The organism is Mycobacterium sp. E1747 (genome assembly GCF_001667775.1).
In the GTDB taxonomy this organism is placed as follows: domain Bacteria; phylum Actinomycetota; class Actinomycetes; order Mycobacteriales; family Mycobacteriaceae; genus Mycobacterium.
In genome coordinates this window covers 1-17,250 of the sequence record NZ_LZJI01000213.1, presented here as the reverse complement: position 1 = coordinate 17,250, position 17,250 = coordinate 1, and the positions used below count along the sequence as shown (strand labels likewise).

17 protein-coding genes and 1 riboswitch are annotated in these 17,250 nt (G+C 69.1%); of the genes, 10 read left to right on the top strand and 7 right to left on the bottom strand.

Annotated features, from left to right (window positions below; all coding sequences use genetic code 11):
* The first annotated feature begins 171 nt into the window (after positions 1–171).
* On the top strand, positions 172–1,032 hold the full coding sequence (locus A5695_RS22855) for a hypothetical protein (protein ID WP_068087667.1): 861 nt from the start codon (positions 172–174) through the stop codon (positions 1,030–1,032).
* Between the two features lie 433 nt (positions 1,033–1,465).
* Here A5695_RS22855 and A5695_RS22850 read toward each other — a convergent pair whose 3' ends face one another.
* From A5695_RS22850 to glnX, 3 genes are read right to left on the bottom strand one after another with little or no spacing between them, the layout of a single operon-like run.
* The gene (locus tag A5695_RS22850) at positions 1,466–3,730 is read right to left on the bottom strand and encodes a serine/threonine-protein kinase PknG (RefSeq protein WP_068087664.1); all 2,265 of its coding nucleotides are present in this window, start codon (positions 3,728–3,730) and stop codon (positions 1,466–1,468) included.
* Positions 3,730–4,701 carry a glutamate ABC transporter substrate-binding protein gene (locus A5695_RS22845; RefSeq protein ID WP_156749812.1) on the bottom strand — a complete coding sequence of 324 codons (972 nt, stop codon included), beginning with the start codon at positions 4,699–4,701 and terminating at the stop codon, positions 3,730–3,732. The genes A5695_RS22850 and A5695_RS22845 overlap by 1 nt, the downstream gene beginning before the upstream one ends.
* Positions 4,701–6,020 carry a protein kinase G-activating protein GlnX gene (gene glnX / locus A5695_RS22840; protein ID WP_068087661.1) on the bottom strand — a complete coding sequence of 440 codons (1,320 nt, stop codon included), beginning with the start codon at positions 6,018–6,020 and terminating at the stop codon, positions 4,701–4,703. Before glnX ends, A5695_RS22845 begins: the two co-directional genes overlap by 1 nt.
* A gap of 134 nt (positions 6,021–6,154) precedes the next feature.
* Between glnX and A5695_RS22835 the strand changes: the two genes are divergently transcribed.
* Positions 6,155–6,781, top strand: a complete 627-nt coding sequence (locus A5695_RS22835; protein WP_068087659.1) for an NUDIX hydrolase — start codon at positions 6,155–6,157, stop codon at positions 6,779–6,781.
* Here the strand turns inward: A5695_RS22835 and thiE are convergent.
* Positions 6,753–7,424, bottom strand: a complete 672-nt coding sequence (thiE, locus tag A5695_RS22830; protein WP_068087656.1) for a thiamine phosphate synthase — start codon at positions 7,422–7,424, stop codon at positions 6,753–6,755. The two genes, A5695_RS22835 and thiE, sit on opposite strands and share 29 nt — an antisense overlap.
* A 36-nt stretch (positions 7,425–7,460) precedes the next feature.
* Positions 7,461–7,569: riboswitch (TPP riboswitch) on the top strand.
* A gap of 1 nt (position 7,570) precedes the next feature.
* Between thiE and thiO the strand changes: the two genes are divergently transcribed.
* The 4 genes from thiO to A5695_RS22810 are packed head-to-tail and all read left to right on the top strand — an operon-like array spanning position 7,571 to position 10,284.
* Positions 7,571–8,584 (top strand): glycine oxidase ThiO, encoded by a 1,014-nt coding sequence (gene thiO / locus A5695_RS22825; protein ID WP_068087752.1) that lies wholly within the window; start codon positions 7,571–7,573, stop codon positions 8,582–8,584.
* Positions 8,581–8,778, top strand: coding sequence for a sulfur carrier protein ThiS (thiS, locus tag A5695_RS22820; RefSeq protein ID WP_068087653.1), 198 nt, complete (start codon positions 8,581–8,583; stop codon positions 8,776–8,778). The genes thiO and thiS overlap by 4 nt, the downstream gene beginning before the upstream one ends.
* Positions 8,771–9,529 carry a thiazole synthase gene (locus tag A5695_RS22815; RefSeq protein ID WP_068087650.1) on the top strand — a complete coding sequence of 253 codons (759 nt, stop codon included), beginning with the start codon at positions 8,771–8,773 and terminating at the stop codon, positions 9,527–9,529. The genes thiS and A5695_RS22815 overlap by 8 nt, the downstream gene beginning before the upstream one ends.
* Positions 9,526–10,284, top strand: coding sequence for an SGNH/GDSL hydrolase family protein (locus A5695_RS22810; protein WP_068087647.1), 759 nt, complete (start codon positions 9,526–9,528; stop codon positions 10,282–10,284). Before A5695_RS22815 ends, A5695_RS22810 begins: the two co-directional genes overlap by 4 nt.
* 4 nt (positions 10,285–10,288) lie before the next feature.
* Here the strand turns inward: A5695_RS22810 and A5695_RS22805 are convergent, their stop codons facing one another.
* Together A5695_RS22805 and A5695_RS22800 are read right to left on the bottom strand one after the other, a co-directional pair.
* Positions 10,289–10,810 (bottom strand): serine/threonine protein kinase, encoded by a 522-nt coding sequence (locus A5695_RS22805; RefSeq protein ID WP_068087644.1) that lies wholly within the window; start codon positions 10,808–10,810, stop codon positions 10,289–10,291.
* Positions 10,811–10,874: 64 nt separating this feature from the next.
* Positions 10,875–11,399, bottom strand: a complete 525-nt coding sequence (locus A5695_RS22800; protein WP_068087641.1) for a serine/threonine protein kinase — start codon at positions 11,397–11,399, stop codon at positions 10,875–10,877.
* 392 nt (positions 11,400–11,791) lie between these two features.
* On the opposite strand from A5695_RS22800, the gene A5695_RS22795 reads away from it, so the two are divergent.
* From A5695_RS22795 to A5695_RS22780, 4 genes are read left to right on the top strand one after another with little or no spacing between them, the layout of a single operon-like run.
* A complete protein-coding gene (locus tag A5695_RS22795; RefSeq protein WP_067264203.1) occupies positions 11,792–12,127 on the top strand; it encodes a CD225/dispanin family protein in 336 nt (111 codons plus the stop codon).
* A gap of 15 nt (positions 12,128–12,142) precedes the next feature.
* The gene (locus A5695_RS22790) at positions 12,143–12,568 is read left to right on the top strand and encodes a DUF2752 domain-containing protein (protein ID WP_068087638.1); all 426 of its coding nucleotides are present in this window, start codon (positions 12,143–12,145) and stop codon (positions 12,566–12,568) included.
* A gap of 53 nt (positions 12,569–12,621) precedes the next feature.
* Positions 12,622–14,124 carry a M28 family metallopeptidase gene (locus tag A5695_RS22785; RefSeq protein WP_068087635.1) on the top strand — a complete coding sequence of 501 codons (1,503 nt, stop codon included), beginning with the start codon at positions 12,622–12,624 and terminating at the stop codon, positions 14,122–14,124.
* Entirely contained in the window at positions 14,121–15,593 is a 1,473-nt protein-coding gene (locus A5695_RS22780) for a M28 family peptidase (protein ID WP_068087632.1), read from the top strand. Before A5695_RS22785 ends, A5695_RS22780 begins: the two co-directional genes overlap by 4 nt.
* A 95-nt stretch (positions 15,594–15,688) precedes the next feature.
* On the opposite strand, the gene A5695_RS22775 is transcribed toward A5695_RS22780, so the two are convergent.
* Entirely contained in the window at positions 15,689–16,888 is a 1,200-nt protein-coding gene (locus A5695_RS22775; RefSeq protein ID WP_068087629.1) for an IS110 family transposase, read from the bottom strand.
* Positions 16,889–17,250 lie beyond the last annotated feature (362 nt).

Here is a 17,250-nt window from a genome sequence, read left to right as displayed (position 1 = left end):
CTGGGTTCGTCGCCGTAGAAACCGCCCCGAAGCCGGCGCGGCGGAGCACGCGGGCGGTGGCGACCCACGCGGCGGACTGCCCTGGCATGCACCAACTGTGCGGTACGAACTTAAGTTTTCACTGTGGATAAGCGTCGGTGCGCATTCTGAGCGGTGTGCCATCGTCCACGGATGCTTCCCGTGGGAGAACCGTTCGTCGGCAGCGAGGCACTGGCGATGGGCGTCGTCAGCCGTCATCAATTGCGCACGCGCTTCCGCGCGGTGTTTCCGAACGTGTACTTGCCGAATGACGTCATGCCGACGCTCGACGGGCGCATCGCCGCCGCATGGCTGTGGTCGGGTCGCCGGGCCGTCATCACCGGGGCCGCCGCCGCGTCGTTGCACGGATCACGGTGGATCCCGGACGACGTTCCCATCGAGTTGGCCTTCAACCGGTCTCGCGCACCGCATGGTGTGCTGACGAGGCGCTACGCGTTGATCGATGGCGAGACGCAGGTTGCGCGCGGGATGCTCGTGACCACCCCTGAGCGCACCGCCTTCGACATCGGCCGGCGCGGCGCGATCCGCTCGGCGGTGGTGCGCCTCGACGCTCTCGCTCGCGCAACGGGACTCAAGGTCGACGATGTGCTGAAGGTCGCACAATCCCATCCGGGCTCGCCGGGACTGCGCCGGCTCGAGACGGCGCTGGAATTCGTCGACTCGGGGGCGGCTTCGCCGAGGGAAAGCTACCTGCGTCTGCTCCTCATCGACGCGGGCGTTCCCCGCCCGCACACGCAGATACCGGTGGTCGGAGATGACGGCATCCCGTTCGCCTATCTCGACCTGGGTTGGCCTGAACAGATGGTCGCCGTCGAATACGACGGCGACCAACACCGGACCGACCGTCGCCAATACGTCAAGGACATCCGGCGCATCGAGACGTTGGAGGAGATGGGCTGGATCATCATTCGGGTTGTCGCGGAGGACCGACCCGCCGGAATCATCGACCGGGTGCGAGCCGCGCTGGCCGCGCGCCAGTCGACGGTGCTCTGAGGCGTTGTCTTCGGTGTGGGCCATCGAGTGTGCTTCGAGGGCGTTGGCTGTGCTCTGAGGGTGTTGGCTGTGCTCTGAGGGTGTTGGCTGTGCGTTGAGGGTGGAGCTTTTCGGCGTGTCGCCGCCACGGCCGCACACTCGCCGCCACGGCCGCACACTCGCCGCCACGGCCGCACACTCTGCGCCTTGGCCGCACACTCGATGCCAGGACCGCACACTCGGCGCCACGGCCGCACACTTGGCGCCAGGGCCGCACACTCGGCGCCACGGCCGCACACTCGCGGCTCTGATGGCGTCGGGTGTGCTCTGATGGCTTTCACTGTGCATTGAGGGCGGGGCCGCCCGGCGTGTCGCCGCCCTGGCTGCACAGTCAACGCCCTGAATGCACCCGCGAAGCCCTGGGCGAAGACCGCGATAGAGCAACGGGCGCAACCTAGAACGTGCTCGTCGGCCGCACCCGGTTCGCCATGTCCACCAGCGCATAGCGGTGGCGTTGGGTGGGCGCGACCCGGGCCAGGTTGCGCAGCGCGGCCTCGACGCCCAGCCGCAGCCCGTGCTCGGTGAACGGGAAGCCCAGGATGTGATTAGTGCTGGCCTTGTTGTCCTCCAGCCAGTCCATCGCGCAGCCCAGCACCAGCGCGCGGATCTGCAGCACACGCGGTTCGGTGGGGGGCAGCGCCTCCACGCGCCGAGCGGCGTCGCGGATGTCCTCCTCGGTGATCTCGCTCTTCGACCGCCCGGACAGCAGGGTCACCGCACTCGTCAGCCGCGCGGTGGTGAAATGCCTTGAGGTGGGCGGCACCTCGTCCAGCGTGCGCACCGCGCCGGCGCGATCGCCCTCGGCGGACAGCCATCTGGCCAACCCGAAAGCCGCCGAGATCACGCCGTCGTTGGTCTTCCACACCGTCTGGTAGTGCTTCTGCTCGTCGACATTGCCGGCCAGCTCGGCGGTGGCGGCCAACGCCAGTTTGGGCGCCAGCTCACCGGGGAAGGTGTCCAGCACCTCGGTGAAATGTGTTGTGGCGGAATCGTAGTCACCGGTGAGCAGCTCGGCGACGGCCTTGTACCAGACCAGCCGCCACTGCCAGCCCACCCGCTCGGCCAGGTCGTCCAGCTTGCGGGTGGCCTTGGCCACGTCGCCAAGGTCCAGCAGCGCGCGAACCTCCATCAGCGGCAACTCGATCGACTCGGACACCTCGACGCCGTCGGCGTCCAGCGTGCCGTGGCGGGCCGCCCGCAACGAATCCAGAGTCTGCACCGGCTGGGAGAGCACCGTGGCCTGCAGCACGGGGGCGGCGACGTCGGCCGGATCCACGAGGGGCACCTGCAGCGCCGTGACGATCTCGCGGGCCGTCAGCCGCTCCGAGTGCACCTGGCCGTCGAGGTAGACGTCGGTGTGCGCGACCAGCAGATCCACCCCGAACGTCGAGCGGCTCGGGCTGAAGATGGTCGACAGACCGGGCCGCGGCACGCCGGTGTCCTGGGCGACGACCTCCCGCAGCACGCCCATCAGCTGGGCGGACAGTTCCTCGGTGCTGGCGAACCGGCGCCGCGGGTCGGGGTCGGTGGCGCGGCGCAGCAACCGGCGGTACGAGTCGTAGGTCTCCAGCACGGAGTCGTCTTCGGGCAGGCCGTCGACGTAGCGGCCGTTGCGGGTGGGCAGGTTGACCGTCAGCGCCGCGAGGGTGCGTCCGACGGTGTAGATGTCGGTCGCGACCGTCGGGCCGGTCCGCACGATCTCCGGCGCCTGGAACCCGGGCGTGCCGTAGAGGTAGCCGAACGAGTTGATCCGCGACACCGCGCCCAGGTCGATCAGCTTCAGCTGCTCCTCGGTGAGCATGATGTTCTCCGGCTTGAGGTCGTTGTACACCAAGCCGATCGAGTGCAGATAGGTCAGTGCCGGCAGGATCTCCAGCAGGTAGGCGATGGCCTCGGCGACGGGTAGCTTCTTGTCCTTGCCGTGCTTGAGCGGCTGCCCGCCGATGTACTCCATCACGATGTAGCCGACCGGGTTGCCGCCGCGGTCCTTGTGCTCGACGAAGTTGAAGATCTGCACGATCTGCGGGTGGACGACCTCGGCGAGGAACTGCCGCTCGGCCATCGCGATCGCCTGCGCTTCGGCGTCGCCGGAGTGCACCAAGCCCTTGAGCACCACCGGGCGATCGTTGACGTTGTGGTCGACCGCCAGGTAGACCCAGCCCAGGCCGCCGTGCGCGATGTAGCCCTTCACCTCGTACTGGTTGGCGACGATGTCACCCGGATTCAGCTGTGGCAGAAACGAATACGCGCTGCCGCAGGCGGGGCACCAGCCCTCCGACTTGCCCTTGCCCTCCTTGCCGGACCGGCCGACCGGTTTCCCGCAGTTCCAGCAGAACCGCTTGCCCTCCGGCACCACCGGGTTGCTCATCAGGGCCTCGAGCGGGTCGATGTCGCGCACCCGCGGAATCTCGACCAGGCCGCCACCGAGTTGCCTGACCGGTGGCAGCACCCGCGTCCCCACGCTCACCTGCGGTTCGCTGTCCAGCGTGCCCAGCGAGATGTGCGGAAAGTCGTCATCGTCATCGTCGAAGTCAGGCCGGAACAGCGCCTGGGTGGCCTGGATGCGCCCGGTCGCCGGGCCCTGCGTGTCCGGCGGTTGGGTGCCCGGGCTCTCGTCGGCAGCGGTTTCGGGCTGCTCGATCTTCTCCGACTCGGCCATCAGTCCAGATACCTCGGCGTGGGCGGGGCCGGCGCGGGCCCCAGCACCGTCAACCACTTGCGGTACAAGGTGTTCCACGTACCGTCCCGGCGGATGCGCTCCAGGGTGCCGTTGACGAACCGGACCAGGCCGGTGTTGGTGAGGTTGACCCCGATGCCGTAGGGCTGGGTGGCCATGTTGGGCCCGACGATGTGCAGGTACGGGTCCTCCTCGACCAGCCCGGCCAGGATCGAGTCGTCGGTGCTGACGGCGTCGATCTCGCGCTGCTGCATCGCCACCAGGCAGTCGGCCCAGTTGACCACCGACACCACGACCGGCGGCGGGTCGATCTGGCGGATCCGGTGCAGTGACGTCGTGCCTTTGGCCACGCAGACCCGCTTGCCGGACAGGTCGCTCACCTTGGCGATCGGGGAATCCCGCGGGGCCAGGATGCGCTGGTTGGCGTCGAGGTAGACCGTCGAGAAGTTGACCTGCTTGCGCCGGTCGCAGGTGATGGTCATGGTCTTGACCACCACGTCGACCTCGGAGTGCTGCAGGGCGGTGACGCGCTCGTCGGACGACAGGATGCGGTATTCGACGTGCGACGGGGCGCCGAAGATGTCGCGGGCGATCTCCCCGGCGATGTCGACGTCGAAACCGGTGATCTCGCCGGTGATCGGGTCGCGGAAGCTGAACAGGTTGCTGCCGATGTCGAGCCCGACGATCAGCCGGCCGCGGGCGCGGATGTCGGCGACGGCGGCGTCCGCCTGGGCCTTGGTCGGGAAGGGCCGCAGGCTCGCGGTCAGGTCGCAGCCCTGGCTGGGGTCGTCGGCCGGCAGCGGCGGCTCCGTTGGCAGCTGCTGCATGCCGACCGGGGTGGGCGGCGGCAGCGTCGGCACCTTGGCGACCGTCAGCGACTCGGTGTGCGAGCACCCTGCCAGCACGCCCGCCGTTGCCAGCGCGGCGAGCGCAGCGAGCGCGCGCGTCATCATTATCGGTACTCTCTCAGCCTTGGCCACAGGCCCAGGGCCACCGCGATGGCGGCGCCGAGGCTGAGCACCACGCCGCCCACCTGGGCGCCGGACAGCCCAGTGCGCGCGCTCAGGACGTCGTTGCGCAGGTGGTTGCGGCTCTGGTTGATGGCCTTGACCAACTGGTCCTCGAGCTTGTCGAACGCCGGGGTGGAGTCGTCCTCGCTGCTGCCGAGGGCCACCTGCGTGGCCGCCCGGTAGTTACCCACCGAGATGTAGGAGTTGATCCGGTCGTTGGCCTGCCGCCAGCGCAGCAGCAGCTGGTCGGCGCCCTCCAGGTCGGGCTTGTCGACGGCGTCGCTGCGGACCATGTACTGATCGAGCTGGGAGTGCATGGAGTCGATGCGCTGATAGAACGACTGCTTGCGCTTCTCTTCGTCCCCGCGGCGGATCAGCGACAGCGTCTCATCGGCGCGGGCCTGCTGGGCGGTGATCGCGACGTTGGTCACGATCCGCAGCGAGTCCGCGGCGGTGTTCTTGGCGCTACGGCTGGCGGCCGTGGAGATCGTTAGCGCAGTTCCGACCCATACCACCATGACGAGAATAGCGAGGCCGCCCACGACCAGCCCCGGGTTGATCCGGCGGCGGGTGCGCCGGGCCAGCCACCGATGGGAGAAGGCGCCGAAGACAGCGGTCGCGGTGACCACCAGGATGACCGGCGCCGGAATCTGCGTGGACGCAGTGGTTTCCGCGTCCACCCGCTCCGACGTCGCCTGATACAGCCGTGCCGCGTCGGGCAGGATCGTCGACTGCATCAGCCCCGATGCCTCCGACAGGTACGACGACCCGACCGGGTTGCCCTCGCGGTTGTTGGTCCGGGCGATTTCGATCAGGCCGGTGTAGACGGCCAGCTCGGCGTTGATCCGGCCCAGCAGCTGCACCAGCGGTTCGTCGGTGAGCCCGCTGGACGCCCGGGTGACCGCCACCGCCGCGTCGGTGATGGCCTGCTCGTAGCGCTGCCGCACGGGCGGTGGCTCGGCTTCCGCGATGAACGCGGTGGCCGCCGCGGCGTCGGCCACCGAGAGGGTGGTGTAGAGCCGTCCGGCGGCGAACGACAGCGGCTCGGTGTGGTTGAGCACCGTGGTCAGCACCTGCTGCCGATGGTTGATCGTGGTGGAGGTGGCGAAGGCGCAGATGCCGCCGAGCACGGCCAGCACGATTCCGATGCTCAGAATGCGACCCGGCGTGGTGGAGATGAACCACCAGCGCGGGTGGGCTGGTTCCGCCGGCGACCGCGAACCCTGCGGTTCCGTCGACGGGTGCGCCAGCTCAACCGTCACGTCGAATCAGCCCTCATCTTTCGCGGCCACTGGAACGCTGCACGAAACTCTATAAGCGAATTCTAAGAGAATGTTGCGGCGGATGGGTGGAGGCAGACCAATTGACCAGCCGATCACGTGCATATCCTGAACGCGTGCAGGGCGACGGTGACGGCTGGGTGGTTTCCGACAGCGGCGCCCACTATTGGGGTCGTTTCGGCGCGGCGGGTCTGCTGCTTCGCGCCCCGCGGCCGGACGGCACCCCGGCGGTGCTGCTGCAGCACCGCGCGGTCTGGAGCCACCAGGGCGGCACCTGGGGCCTGCCGGGCGGGGCGCGCGACAGCCACGAGACGCCGGAGGAGACCGCGGTCCGCGAGGCGCACGAGGAGGCCGGCCTGCTGGGCGAGCTGCTGACCGTGCGGTCGACGGTGGTCACCGCCGAGGTCGCCGGGCTCGGCGGCGCGCGCTGGACCTACACCACGGTCGTCGCCGACGCGGCCGAGCAGCTGCACACCGTGCCCAACCGGGAGAGCGCCGAGATGCGCTGGGTCGCCGAGGACGAGGTGGTCGAGCTGCCGCTGCATCCGGGCTTCGCGGCGAGCTGGCAACGACTGCGCACCGCCACGGCGCTGCTGCCGCTGGGCCGGGGCGACGAACGACGGCGGCACCTGCCGCGCACGATCGAGATCGACGACGGCGTCTTCGTGTGGTGTATGCCGGGGGAGGCCGATGAGGCGCCGCTTCATCCCCGCATCAACTCGCTGCTGCAAGCGCTGAGCTGAGCCGCCGCGCCGCCGCACGCGGGTCGGAGGCGGCGGTGATCGCCCGCACCACCACGATGCGCCGGGCGCCGGCGGAGAGCACCGCAGGCAGCCGCTGCTCGTCGATACCGCCGATCGCGAACCACGGCTTGTCCCCGCCGAGCTCGGCCGCCGCCCGCACCAGCCCCAGGCCGGGGGCCTCGCGGCCCGGCTTGGTCGGAGTGGGCCAGCACGGGCCGACGCAGAAGTAGTCGGCCTCTCCCTCGGCGGCCTCCGCGGCCTGGTCGGGGTCGTGGCTGGACAGGCCAAGCAGCGTGTCCGGGCCGACGAATTCCCGGGCCACGTGCAGCGGCAGGTCGCCCTGCCCCAGGTGCAGCACGTCGGCGCCGGCCGCGCGGGCGATGTCGGCCCGGTCGTTGACCGCGAACAGGGCGCCGTGGCGGCGGGCCGCGTCGGCCAGGACCTCGCACGCGGCGAGCTCGTCGCGCGCCTCCAACGGCCCGAACCGTTGCTCACCGGGCGATCCCTTGTCGCGCAGCTGGATGATGTCGACCCCGCCGGCCAGGGCGGCGTCGGCGAACTGGGCCAAATCACCGCGCTCGCGCCGCGCGTCGGTGCACAGATATAGGCGCGCGGCCGCCAGGCGGGTAACTCGCTGATGCACACCGCGACGCTAGCGCGCTAGCGTGGAGGCCGAAGAACGTGCAGACACGGGAGTCCCGGGAACGGGGTCTGAGAGTGGGCGCGCCGCCCTTACCGTCACACCTGATCCGGGTCATGCCGGCGAAGGGAGGCCCCGGAATGGACGGGATGTCATCGGAGCTCGGCTCGCTGGCCGTCATCGGTGGCGGCATCATCGGCCTGGCAGTGGCGCGCCGCGCGGCGCAGGAAGGGTGGTCGGTGCGGGTGCACCGCACCGCCGAGAAGGGCGCGTCGTGGGTCGCCGGGGGCATGCTGGCGCCGCACAGCGAAGGCTGGCCCGGCGAGGAACGGCTGTTGCGGCTCGGCCTCGAGTCGCTGCGGCTGTGGCGCGAGGGCGGCTTCCTCGACGGGCTGCCGCCGCAGGTGGTGACCGCGCGGGAGTCGCTGGTGGTGGCGGTCGACCGGGCCGACGTCGCGGATCTGCGCACCGTCGCCGACTGGTTGTCCGCACAGGGTCACCCGGTGGTCTGGGAGTCGGCCGCCCGGGACACCGAACCGCTGCTGGCGCAAGGCATCCGGCACGGCTTTCGGGCGCCCACCGAGCTGGCCGTGGACAACCGCGCGGTGCTGGACGCCCTGGCGGCGGAGTGCGAGCGGCTCGGGGTGCGCTGGGCGCCGCCGGCGCGCGACCTGTCGGTCGACGGCGACGCGGTGGTGATCGCCAACGGCATCGACGCCCCCGCGCTGTGGCCGGGCCTGCCGGTGCGCCCGGTCAAGGGCGAGGTGCTGCGGCTGCGCTGGCGGCGGGGGTGTATGCCGGTGCCGCAGCGCGTCATTCGCGCCCGCGTCCACGGGCGCCAGGTCTACCTCGTTCCGCGCGCCGACGGGGTGGTGGTCGGCGCCACCCAGTACGAACACGGCCGCGACACCGCCCCGGTGGTGTCGGGGGTGCGCGACCTGCTCGACGACGCCTGCGCGGTGTTGCCGGCGCTGGGCGAATACGAGTTGGCCGAGTCCGCCGCCGGGCTGCGCCCGATGACGCCCGACAACCTGCCCCTGGTGCACCGCCTGGACGAGCGAACACTGGTGGCCGGCGGCCACGGTCGGTCGGGTTTCCTGCTGGCGCCGTGGACCGCGGAACAGATCGTTTCGCAACTCGCCCCGGTCGGAGCGCGGTCATGATCGTCGTGGTCAACGAGCGGAAGGTCGAGATCGACGAGCGGACCACGGTGGCCGCGCTGCTGGAGTCGCTCGGTTACCCGGACCGGGGCGTCGCGGTGGCGATCGACGACGCGGTGCTGCCCCGATCACGCTGGAGCGCAACGCTTTCCGGCGGCGCTCGGCTCGAGGTGCTGACGGCGGTGCAGGGTGGCTGAAACCAAACTCACCATCGGCGATCGCAGCTTCGCCTCGCGGCTCATCATGGGCACCGGGGGAGCGACCAGCCTGGCCGCGCTGGAAGAGGCGCTGGTCGCGTCGGGCACCGAGCTGACCACTGTCGCGATGCGGCGGGTCGACGCCGAGGGCGGGACCGGCCTGCTCGACCTGCTCAACCGGCTCGGCATCACGCCGCTGCCCAACACCGCGGGGTGCCGCGGCGCGGCGGAGGCGGTGCTCACCGCGCAGCTGGCCCGCGAGGCGCTGAACACCAATTGGGTCAAGCTGGAGGTGATCGCCGACGAGCGCACGCTGTTGCCCGACGCGGTCGAATTGGTCCGGGCGGCGGAGCAGTTGGTCGACGAGGGCTTCGTCGTGCTGCCCTACACGAACGACGACCCGGTGTTGGCCCGGCGGCTCGAGGACGCCGGCTGTGCCGCGGTCATGCCGCTGGGATCGCCCATCGGCACCGGCCTGGGCATCACCAACCCGCACAACATCGAGATGATCGTCGCCCGGGCCGGCGTTCCGGTGGTGCTCGACGCCGGTATCGGCACCGCGAGCGACGCCGCGCTGGCGATGGAGTTGGGTTGCGACGCGGTGCTTTTGGCCACCGCGGTGACCCGGGCCGCCGATCCGACGACGATGGCGGCCGCGATGGCCGCCGCGGTCACCGCCGGCTATCTGGCCCGCCGTGCGGGGCGGATTCCCAAGCGTTTCTGGGCGCAGGCGTCCAGCCCCCAGCGATGAAACGTTATGTGGCGCTGGGCAGTTCGATGGCCGCGGGACCGGGCATCCGGCCCCGCGTCGCGGGGGCTCCCTGGGGCTCGGGCCGGTCGGCGCGCAACTACCCGCACCTCATCGCGCGGCGATGCGGCCTGGATCTGGTAGACGTCACCTTTTCCGGTGCGACCACCGCCCACGTGCTCGCCGATCGCCAGCGCGGTGCACCACCGCAGATCGCCGCCCTGAACGGCTCTGAAAGTCTGGTGACCATCACCATCGGCGGCAACGACGTCGGCTACATCCCGCTGCTGATGGCCGCATCGGTGCCGCGCCCTGCCCGCCGGCTGCCACTGCTGGGTGGGCGCATTGCCGAACTACTGGACCGCGACGCCCGGATCGAGGCGCTCGACACGGTGTTCGAATCGTTGTGCGCTGTCGGCCACGCGGTGCGCGAGCGCGCACCGCGGGCCCGGGTCGTCTTCGTCGACTACCTGACCGTCCTGCCGCCGGCGGGCACGCCGGCCGCCCCGCTTTCGCAAGCCGATGCCGATCTCGGCCGCCACGTGGCCGCGACGCTGGAGCGACTCACGGCCGACGCGGCGATGGCGACCGGCTGCGAGATCGTCGGGGCCGCCGCGGCCAGCCGCGAGCATCACGCGTGGTCGGGCGACCCGTGGACCACGAGACCCGGTGTGCCGCTGCCGGGCCGCGTGGCGCCGTTGCACCCGAACGCGGCCGGGATGCGCGCCGTGGCCGAACTGGTGTCCGCGCTGGGCTGAGAGGTCAGCCGTTCGTGCGCCACCACTGATAAAGGGCGTTGACGTCGGAGTTGGCCGCGGTGAGGTGGCCCAACACGTTCTTGGCGTCGGTGGTCCAGGTCAACGTCGCGTAGTTTTTGTAGGTGCCGCAGGCGATCTGGCCGCCCGTCTGGCCGTTCTGCTTCCACGTTCCCGGTGACTGCCCGGCATCACCGCAAGCGGCCAGGGACACGTCCTTGATGGTGGAACTGAACGCGGCGCTCAGATTCGTGCCGTTGGAGAAGAGGGCGTAAACGCCCGAGCCCGGTCCGCTGGGGTCGGGGCTCTGTCCGCACAGGAGCTCGGCCAGTTCGCCGGATTCGGTCAGCTCCTGCGGCTTGCAGTTGTTGAGGCCGTAGCCCTTCGACAGGTTGGCGGCCAGCGTGTTCATATCGGCGGCGCTGCCCGTGTTGGGTTCCGCCACCGCGATGGCGCTACCCGCGAAAGCCAGACATCCGGTGAAAGCCGCGGCCGATGCGGCTCGCAGCGCGATGGTGAGATGTGACATTTTCGTTGCCTCCCTGCGGTTGTTGGATGGGTGATGCAGAAATCCCTTGCCCCCCAACGAGATGTCAGCCGTTGGCCCGCCACCACTGATACAACGCCGCGGCGTCGTTGTTCGGCCCACGGATATAGCTCAAGGTGTTCTTGGCATCGGTGGTCCAGATGATCTCGGCGGCGTTCTGATAAGTCCCGCAGGCCACCTGACCGGCATTGCCGTTGCTGCCCTGATGCCAACTGGTGGGCGACTGGCCGCTGTCGCCGCACGTGCTCAGCACGTCGTCCTTGATGCTGGCCTTGAACGAGCCGACCAAGTTCTCGCCGTTGTTGAACAGGATGTACTTGGCCTGGACGGGGCCCCCCGGGTCGGGGCTCTGCCCGCAGGCCAGCGACGCCAGTTCGCCGGTGGCGAGGCTCTGGGCCGTGCAATTGTTCGGTCCGTAGCCCTTTGACAGCGATGCCGCAAGCGTATTGATGTCCGACGCGTTACCGGTGTTCGCGGGATCCGCGGCAGAGGTGGCCGTGCCGGCTAAGGCGGAGCCGCCCGCGAGCGCCGCGGCCGCGACGGTTCGCAACGCGTTGCTGAGATAGGGCATCCCATGACTCCTCGGCGGTTGTCGTACCGGCGCCACTCACCGGAAAAACATGCTTCCGCTAAGTAGGGATCGTAGGGCTATGTCGTGACAAAGCAACACATTCCGCTGGCAATTGTCTGTCTGGGCATCCTTTTCGGCGACGCAGCGTAGAGGCCTGCTTCCTGGCCTATCTGAAAATGGCTGCCTTTCATAACGTTTCGGATCACGACTTGCCGTCAGCGCTGCCGGGCCGCAGGAGTAGGCCGGAGAACGCAGGCTGAACGCCGTGCGACCGCCACGACGCGCGTCAGTGGGCCAAAAGGGGATTTTCAAATTGCTAGTGCCGCCGCGACTGTGCTCGGGTATGGTTAGCACCGCTTCACGCCAGCTAACTTCTCGGGACTGGAGAATCCATGACACAGCCACCGGCACCGCCCCCTCCGCCGCCTGGTTACCCGCCGCAGCAGCCCGCCGGGCAAGCGCCGAATAATTATTTGGTGTGGTCCATCCTGGTGACCCTGTTCTGCTGTCTCCCCTTCGGGATCGTGGCGATCGTCAAATCCAGCCAGGTCAACGGGCTCTGGGCGCAGGGCCGCTATGCCGAGGCGCAGGCGTCCGCCGAGAGCGCCAAGAAATGGGTGATCTGGTCGGCGGTCATCGGTGTCGTCGTGGGCATCATCTACGGCATCCTGATGGCGGTCGGCGCGCTGAACACGAACACCAATGCGGCGCTTGCCGCGATGTTCTAAGCCCGGTTCGCGATCATGGTGACCCGTCAAGGGTCGGCGTCGTCGAGTCTGGGTGCGCCACTGCTGGTGGCCGCGTCCACGACGCTGATGTGCGCCGCCATCTGGGCGGGTGACCCGACCACTCCCAACGGTCCGCTGCCGGTGTGCCCCACCAAGGCGCTGTTGGGTATCGACTGTCCGGGATGCGGCAGCTTGCGCATGCTGTATTCCCTGATGCACGGCAACATCACGGCGGCCGCCAGGTACAACGCATTGGGCCTGGCGGCTGTCGTGCTCTTGGTGTGGGCGTACCTCGCCTGGACCTACGGGCGGCTCGCGGGCAGGCGGATCCGCAGCTGGCAACACACTCGTTGGTCCGCCGTGGTGGCCATGGTGTTGGTCGGGGCGTGGTTTGCGGTGCGCAACATCCCCTTTGCGCCGTTCAGCGCCCTGTACGTCTGATACTGCCGTGTCCTGATCATGGCCGGTCGCGCCGCGGTCTAACCTGGGGCGCGATGGTGAACAAATTCACGACGGTCCCCGCGGCGCTCGTCGTGGTCGCCCTGTCCGCATTCTCGGCCGGCTGCTGGCACAAGTCGGCCGACTCGCAACAGGCGACGGGCGACCCCGCCGCGGCGGCCCGGTTCGCCAGCGCCTTGCACGACAACGTGACGAGCGACGCGATGATGGCGCACCTGGCAAAGCTCCAGGACATTGCCAACGCCAACAACGGCACCCGGGCGGTCGGCACCCCGGGTTACGAAGCCAGCGTCGACTACGTGGTAAACACATTGCGCGGCAGGGGTTTCGACGTGCAAACGCCCGAATTCTCGGCGCGCGTGTTCCACGGAGACAAGCCGGAGGTGACCGTGGGCGGTAAGCCGGTGGAGGCGCACGCCCTGGACTTCAGCCTCGGCACCCCGCCGGGCGGCGTGAGCGGGCCGTTGGTGGCCGTTCCCGCCAGCACCGGCCCCGGCTGCGCTCCTGCGGATTACGGCAGCCTGCCCGCGCAGGGCGCCGTGGTCCTGGTGGACCGCGGCGGTTGCCCCTTCGCCCAGAAGGAAGACGCCGCGGCGCAGCGCGGGGCGGTCGCGATGATCGTCGCCGACAACGTCGACGAGCAACAGATGGGTGGCACGTTGGGGCCGGACACCAACGTCAAGATCCCGGTCGTGAGCGTGACCAAGTCGGTCGGCGTGCAATTGCGTACCCAGCCGGGGCCCGTCACCATCAAGCTGAACGCGAGCGTCCAGAGCTTCAAGGCCCGCAACGTGATCGCCCAGACCAAGACGGGCTCGACCACCAACGTCGTGATGGCCGGCGCCCACCTGGACAGCGTGCCCGAAGGCCCGGGAATCAACGACAACGGTTCGGGCGTGGCCGCGATATTGGAAACCGCTCTGCGGCTGGGTAATTCGCCACCGGTGCGCAACGCGGTGCGGTTCGGGTTCTGGGGCGCGGAGGAACTCGGGCTGATCGGATCGCGCAACTACGTCGAGTCGCTGGACCTGACCGCGCTCAAAAGCATTGCGCTGTACCTGAACTTCGACATGCTCGCGTCGCCGAACCCCGGGTACTTCACCTATGACGGGGACCAGTCGCTGCCGGCGGACGTTCGTGGCCAGCCGGTGGTGCCGGAGGGGTCGGCCGGCATCGAGCGCACGCTGGTCGCCTACCTGAAATCCGCCGGAAAGACCGCGCAGGACACCTCGTTCGACGGCCGTTCCGACTACGACGGGTTCACCCTGGCGGGCGTTCCCTCCGGCGGCCTGTTCTCCGGCGCCGAGGCGAAGATGTCCGCGGATCAGGCCAAGCTGTGGGGCGGGAACGCGGACCAACCGTTCGACCCCAACTATCACCAGAAGACGGACACCCTCGACCACATCGACCGGATGGCACTGGGCATCAACGGCGGCGGCGTCGCCTACGCGGTGGGCCTGTACGCGCAGGACCTCGGCGGCCACAACGGTGTGCCCACGATGGAGGACCGCACGCGACACGTGCTAACCAAGCCATGACCCGCCAGCTGAGCGCGGCAATCCTGCTGGCGACCATGCTGCTGGCGTCCTGCACGTCGGCGCGGCCGGGATCCCCCACCGCCGCACCGGATCTGGCCCACAGCCTGGCCGGCAAGGTGACCGCCGAGGCGATGCTCACCCACCTACACGCGCTGCAGAACATCGCCAACGCGAACAAGGGAAACCGGGCCGACGGCACACCGGGTTACGACGCCAGCGTCGACTACGTGGCTAAAGCCCTGCGCGACAAGGGATTCGAGGTGCTGACTCCCCAGTTCGACCGGCTCTACACCGTCTCCCCGGGCAGGCCGTCGATGACGGTCGCCGGCCGCGCCTACACCGTCGACCAGGCCTCGCTGCTGGTCCAGACACCGCCCGGCGGCCTGACCGGGCAGCCGGTCCGGCCCACCCAACCGTCGGGCTGCGCGGCGGGCGATTATCCTTCCGCGCTGCCCAAGGGTTCGATCGCCGTCGTCGACGACACGCGTTGTTCGGTGGTCGACAAGCAGAACAGCGCGGTGGCCAGGGGTGCGGCGGCGCTCGTCGTGCTCAGTGCGCCCGCGGGCCAGGGCGCCCCGCCCACCCTGTTCACTCCCGGTTACTTCAAGCAGCTGACCGTGCCGGTCGCGGTCGCCAACCCCTCCACCGTGACCGCGCTCGCCGGCTCAACCGCGCCCATCCGCCTGGTGCTGGATGCCCACAACGTCAAGATCACGTCGCGAAACGTGCTGGCGCAGACCAAGACCGGTTCGCCACACGACGTGATCGTGGTGGGCGCCCACCTCGACAGCCCCCGCGGCGGGCCGGGCATCAACGACGACGGAACCGGGGTGGCCGCGGTGCTGGAGACGGCGCTGCAGCTGGGCCCACTGGCGCCGGTGAACAACGCGGTGCGGTTCGCGTTCTGGGGGGCCGACGAGGACGGGCTCAACGGCGTCATGGATTACGTGTTCGGCATGAACAGCGATCAGCTCAACGACGTCGCGATGTACCTCAACTTCACCACGCTGGGTTCGCCCAACGCCGGCTTCTTCACTGAAGACGGCGATCAGTCCGGTCCGCCGTCACCGGGGGTGACGTACGCGGACGTCCCCGACGGGTCGGCCGGCATCGAGCGCACCCTCGCCGGCTATCTCAACCTGGCGGGCAAGCGGCCCGCGGACATGCCGCTGAACACGCTCGCCGACTACCACCCCTTCATGGTCGCGGGAGTGCCGGTCGGGGGCATGACGGCCGGGGCGTCGCAACAAAAGACCACGGTGCAGGCCCGGCTGTGGGGTGGGCAAGCGGGCGCCCCGTTCGACCCCAACTATCAAGGTCCCCGTGAGACCGTCGACGCCATCAACCGAGACGCGTTGGGCATCTTGGGTTCTGGCGTCGGATACGCCGTGGGCAGCTACGCGGAGTCGATCGGTGGCGTCAACGGCGTGCCGCCGCACGCCAAGCGGCATCGGACTCGCCTGCCGTAAGCGCTGCTCGGCGCTCTGCCAACGTCAACCCCATCCACTGGGCGTACGCGCGCATTTCTGACGAGGCAGCGTGATGCTCCTATTGGTGTCAAGGGTTAGGCGGTGTTGAGCCATTGGCGGTAGTTGTGTGCGAGCGCGTCGTCGCGTTGGAGTCCGTGTTCGAGTCGGGAGATGACGGTGGGCCAGACGCCGAAATGGTTGGCGAGGGCGGTCAGGGTGATGTTTTTGGTTTGTCGGGTGGGGCGTAGGTCGCTGTAGCTGTCGATGTCGCACTGCTGGGTGAGCAGTCTGAACATTTCGCGGGCGATGGCGCGTTTGAGTAGGCGCAGGATGTCTTTTTTGGAGCGGCCGTTGGCCAGTTGGCGGGTGACGTAGGCGCGGGTGCGTGGGTCGTTGGACATGCGCACGAGCGCAATGCGGTGCAAGGCGTTGTTGGCGGCCCGGTCTCCGCCGCGAGACAGCCGGTGACGGGTGGTTTTGCCCGAGGAGGCCGGGATGGGTGCCGCGCCGCACAGCATGGCGAAGGCAGCTTGGTTGCGCAGCCGGTGGGGGTTGGTGCCGGCGGTGATCATGAGTTGGGCCGCAGTGTCAGGTCCTACGCCGAAGGCCGCGCGCAGGCCGGGGTTGATGGCGGTGACGAGGGTGTCGAGTTCGGCGGTGAGGTCTTTGATTTGGCGGTCGAGGAACTCGATGCGTTGGGCGAGGGCTTTGCACCCGCTCAGTACGGCCACGGCGGTGGGGTCGTCTTGGGTGGTGGGCCGGCATCGCGCCAGGGCGCGGGTCAGCAGGGTGGGGGTGTGGCGGCGGTAGCGTTCCTGCAACTCGGCAGGCGCGGTGATCAGCATCGCTTTGATCTGGTTGCTCGCGGCGGTACGGGCTTTGACCGCGCCGCGACGCGCGATGAGCAGCGCCCGCAGGGCATGGGTGTGTTCGTCTTTGGGCACGGCTAAGCCGTAGCCGGCCAGGGCGGCGCGGGCTGCAGCATAGGCATCCAGCGGATCAGACTTTCCCTGGCGGCGCCGCGCTGCCCGGTCGGCGCGGATCACTTCGGCTACCTCGATCCCGGCGTCTTGCAAGGCGCGAGTCAACCCGGCGCCATAGGAGCTGGTGCCTTCGACTCCGGCGATGTGCACCGCGCCGAAGCTTTGGGCCCATTTGACCGCGACGTAATAGCCGACCGGACGGGTCGGAAACTGGGCGTCGCCCAACGGTTTTCCCGTCGAGTCCAGGGCCGCGAGGTGAAGCGTGTCGAGATGAGTGTCGGCGCCGATGACGACAAGCCGTGAAGCTGTCACGATGGTGGGGTCTCCTTGTGCTGGTTCCTACTGGCAACGGTGGACACCCCGGCCGGGCGGGCAGACAAGACATTGATGAGGGAACTGCCAGGCTCCTGATGAAGTCATGTCCGCTCAGTCGGGGCTCTTTCTTCGGCGTCCGCGCACCGGTGGGACAGATCAATTGGAAGACGACCCAGCAGGGCGTCAGTCGGTGCGAGAGTCACCACCGGCAGCGGCTGCCACGACCATCTAGCCCGGCCGCTTTAACAGAATCAATGTCAGCGGGTCTCGGTATGATCGAATACATGTTCGAGTATTCCTTGGCCTCGCGGTGCACGCCGGAATCGTCGGCGCTGCTGGGTCGGATGCGTGAGGCGGGG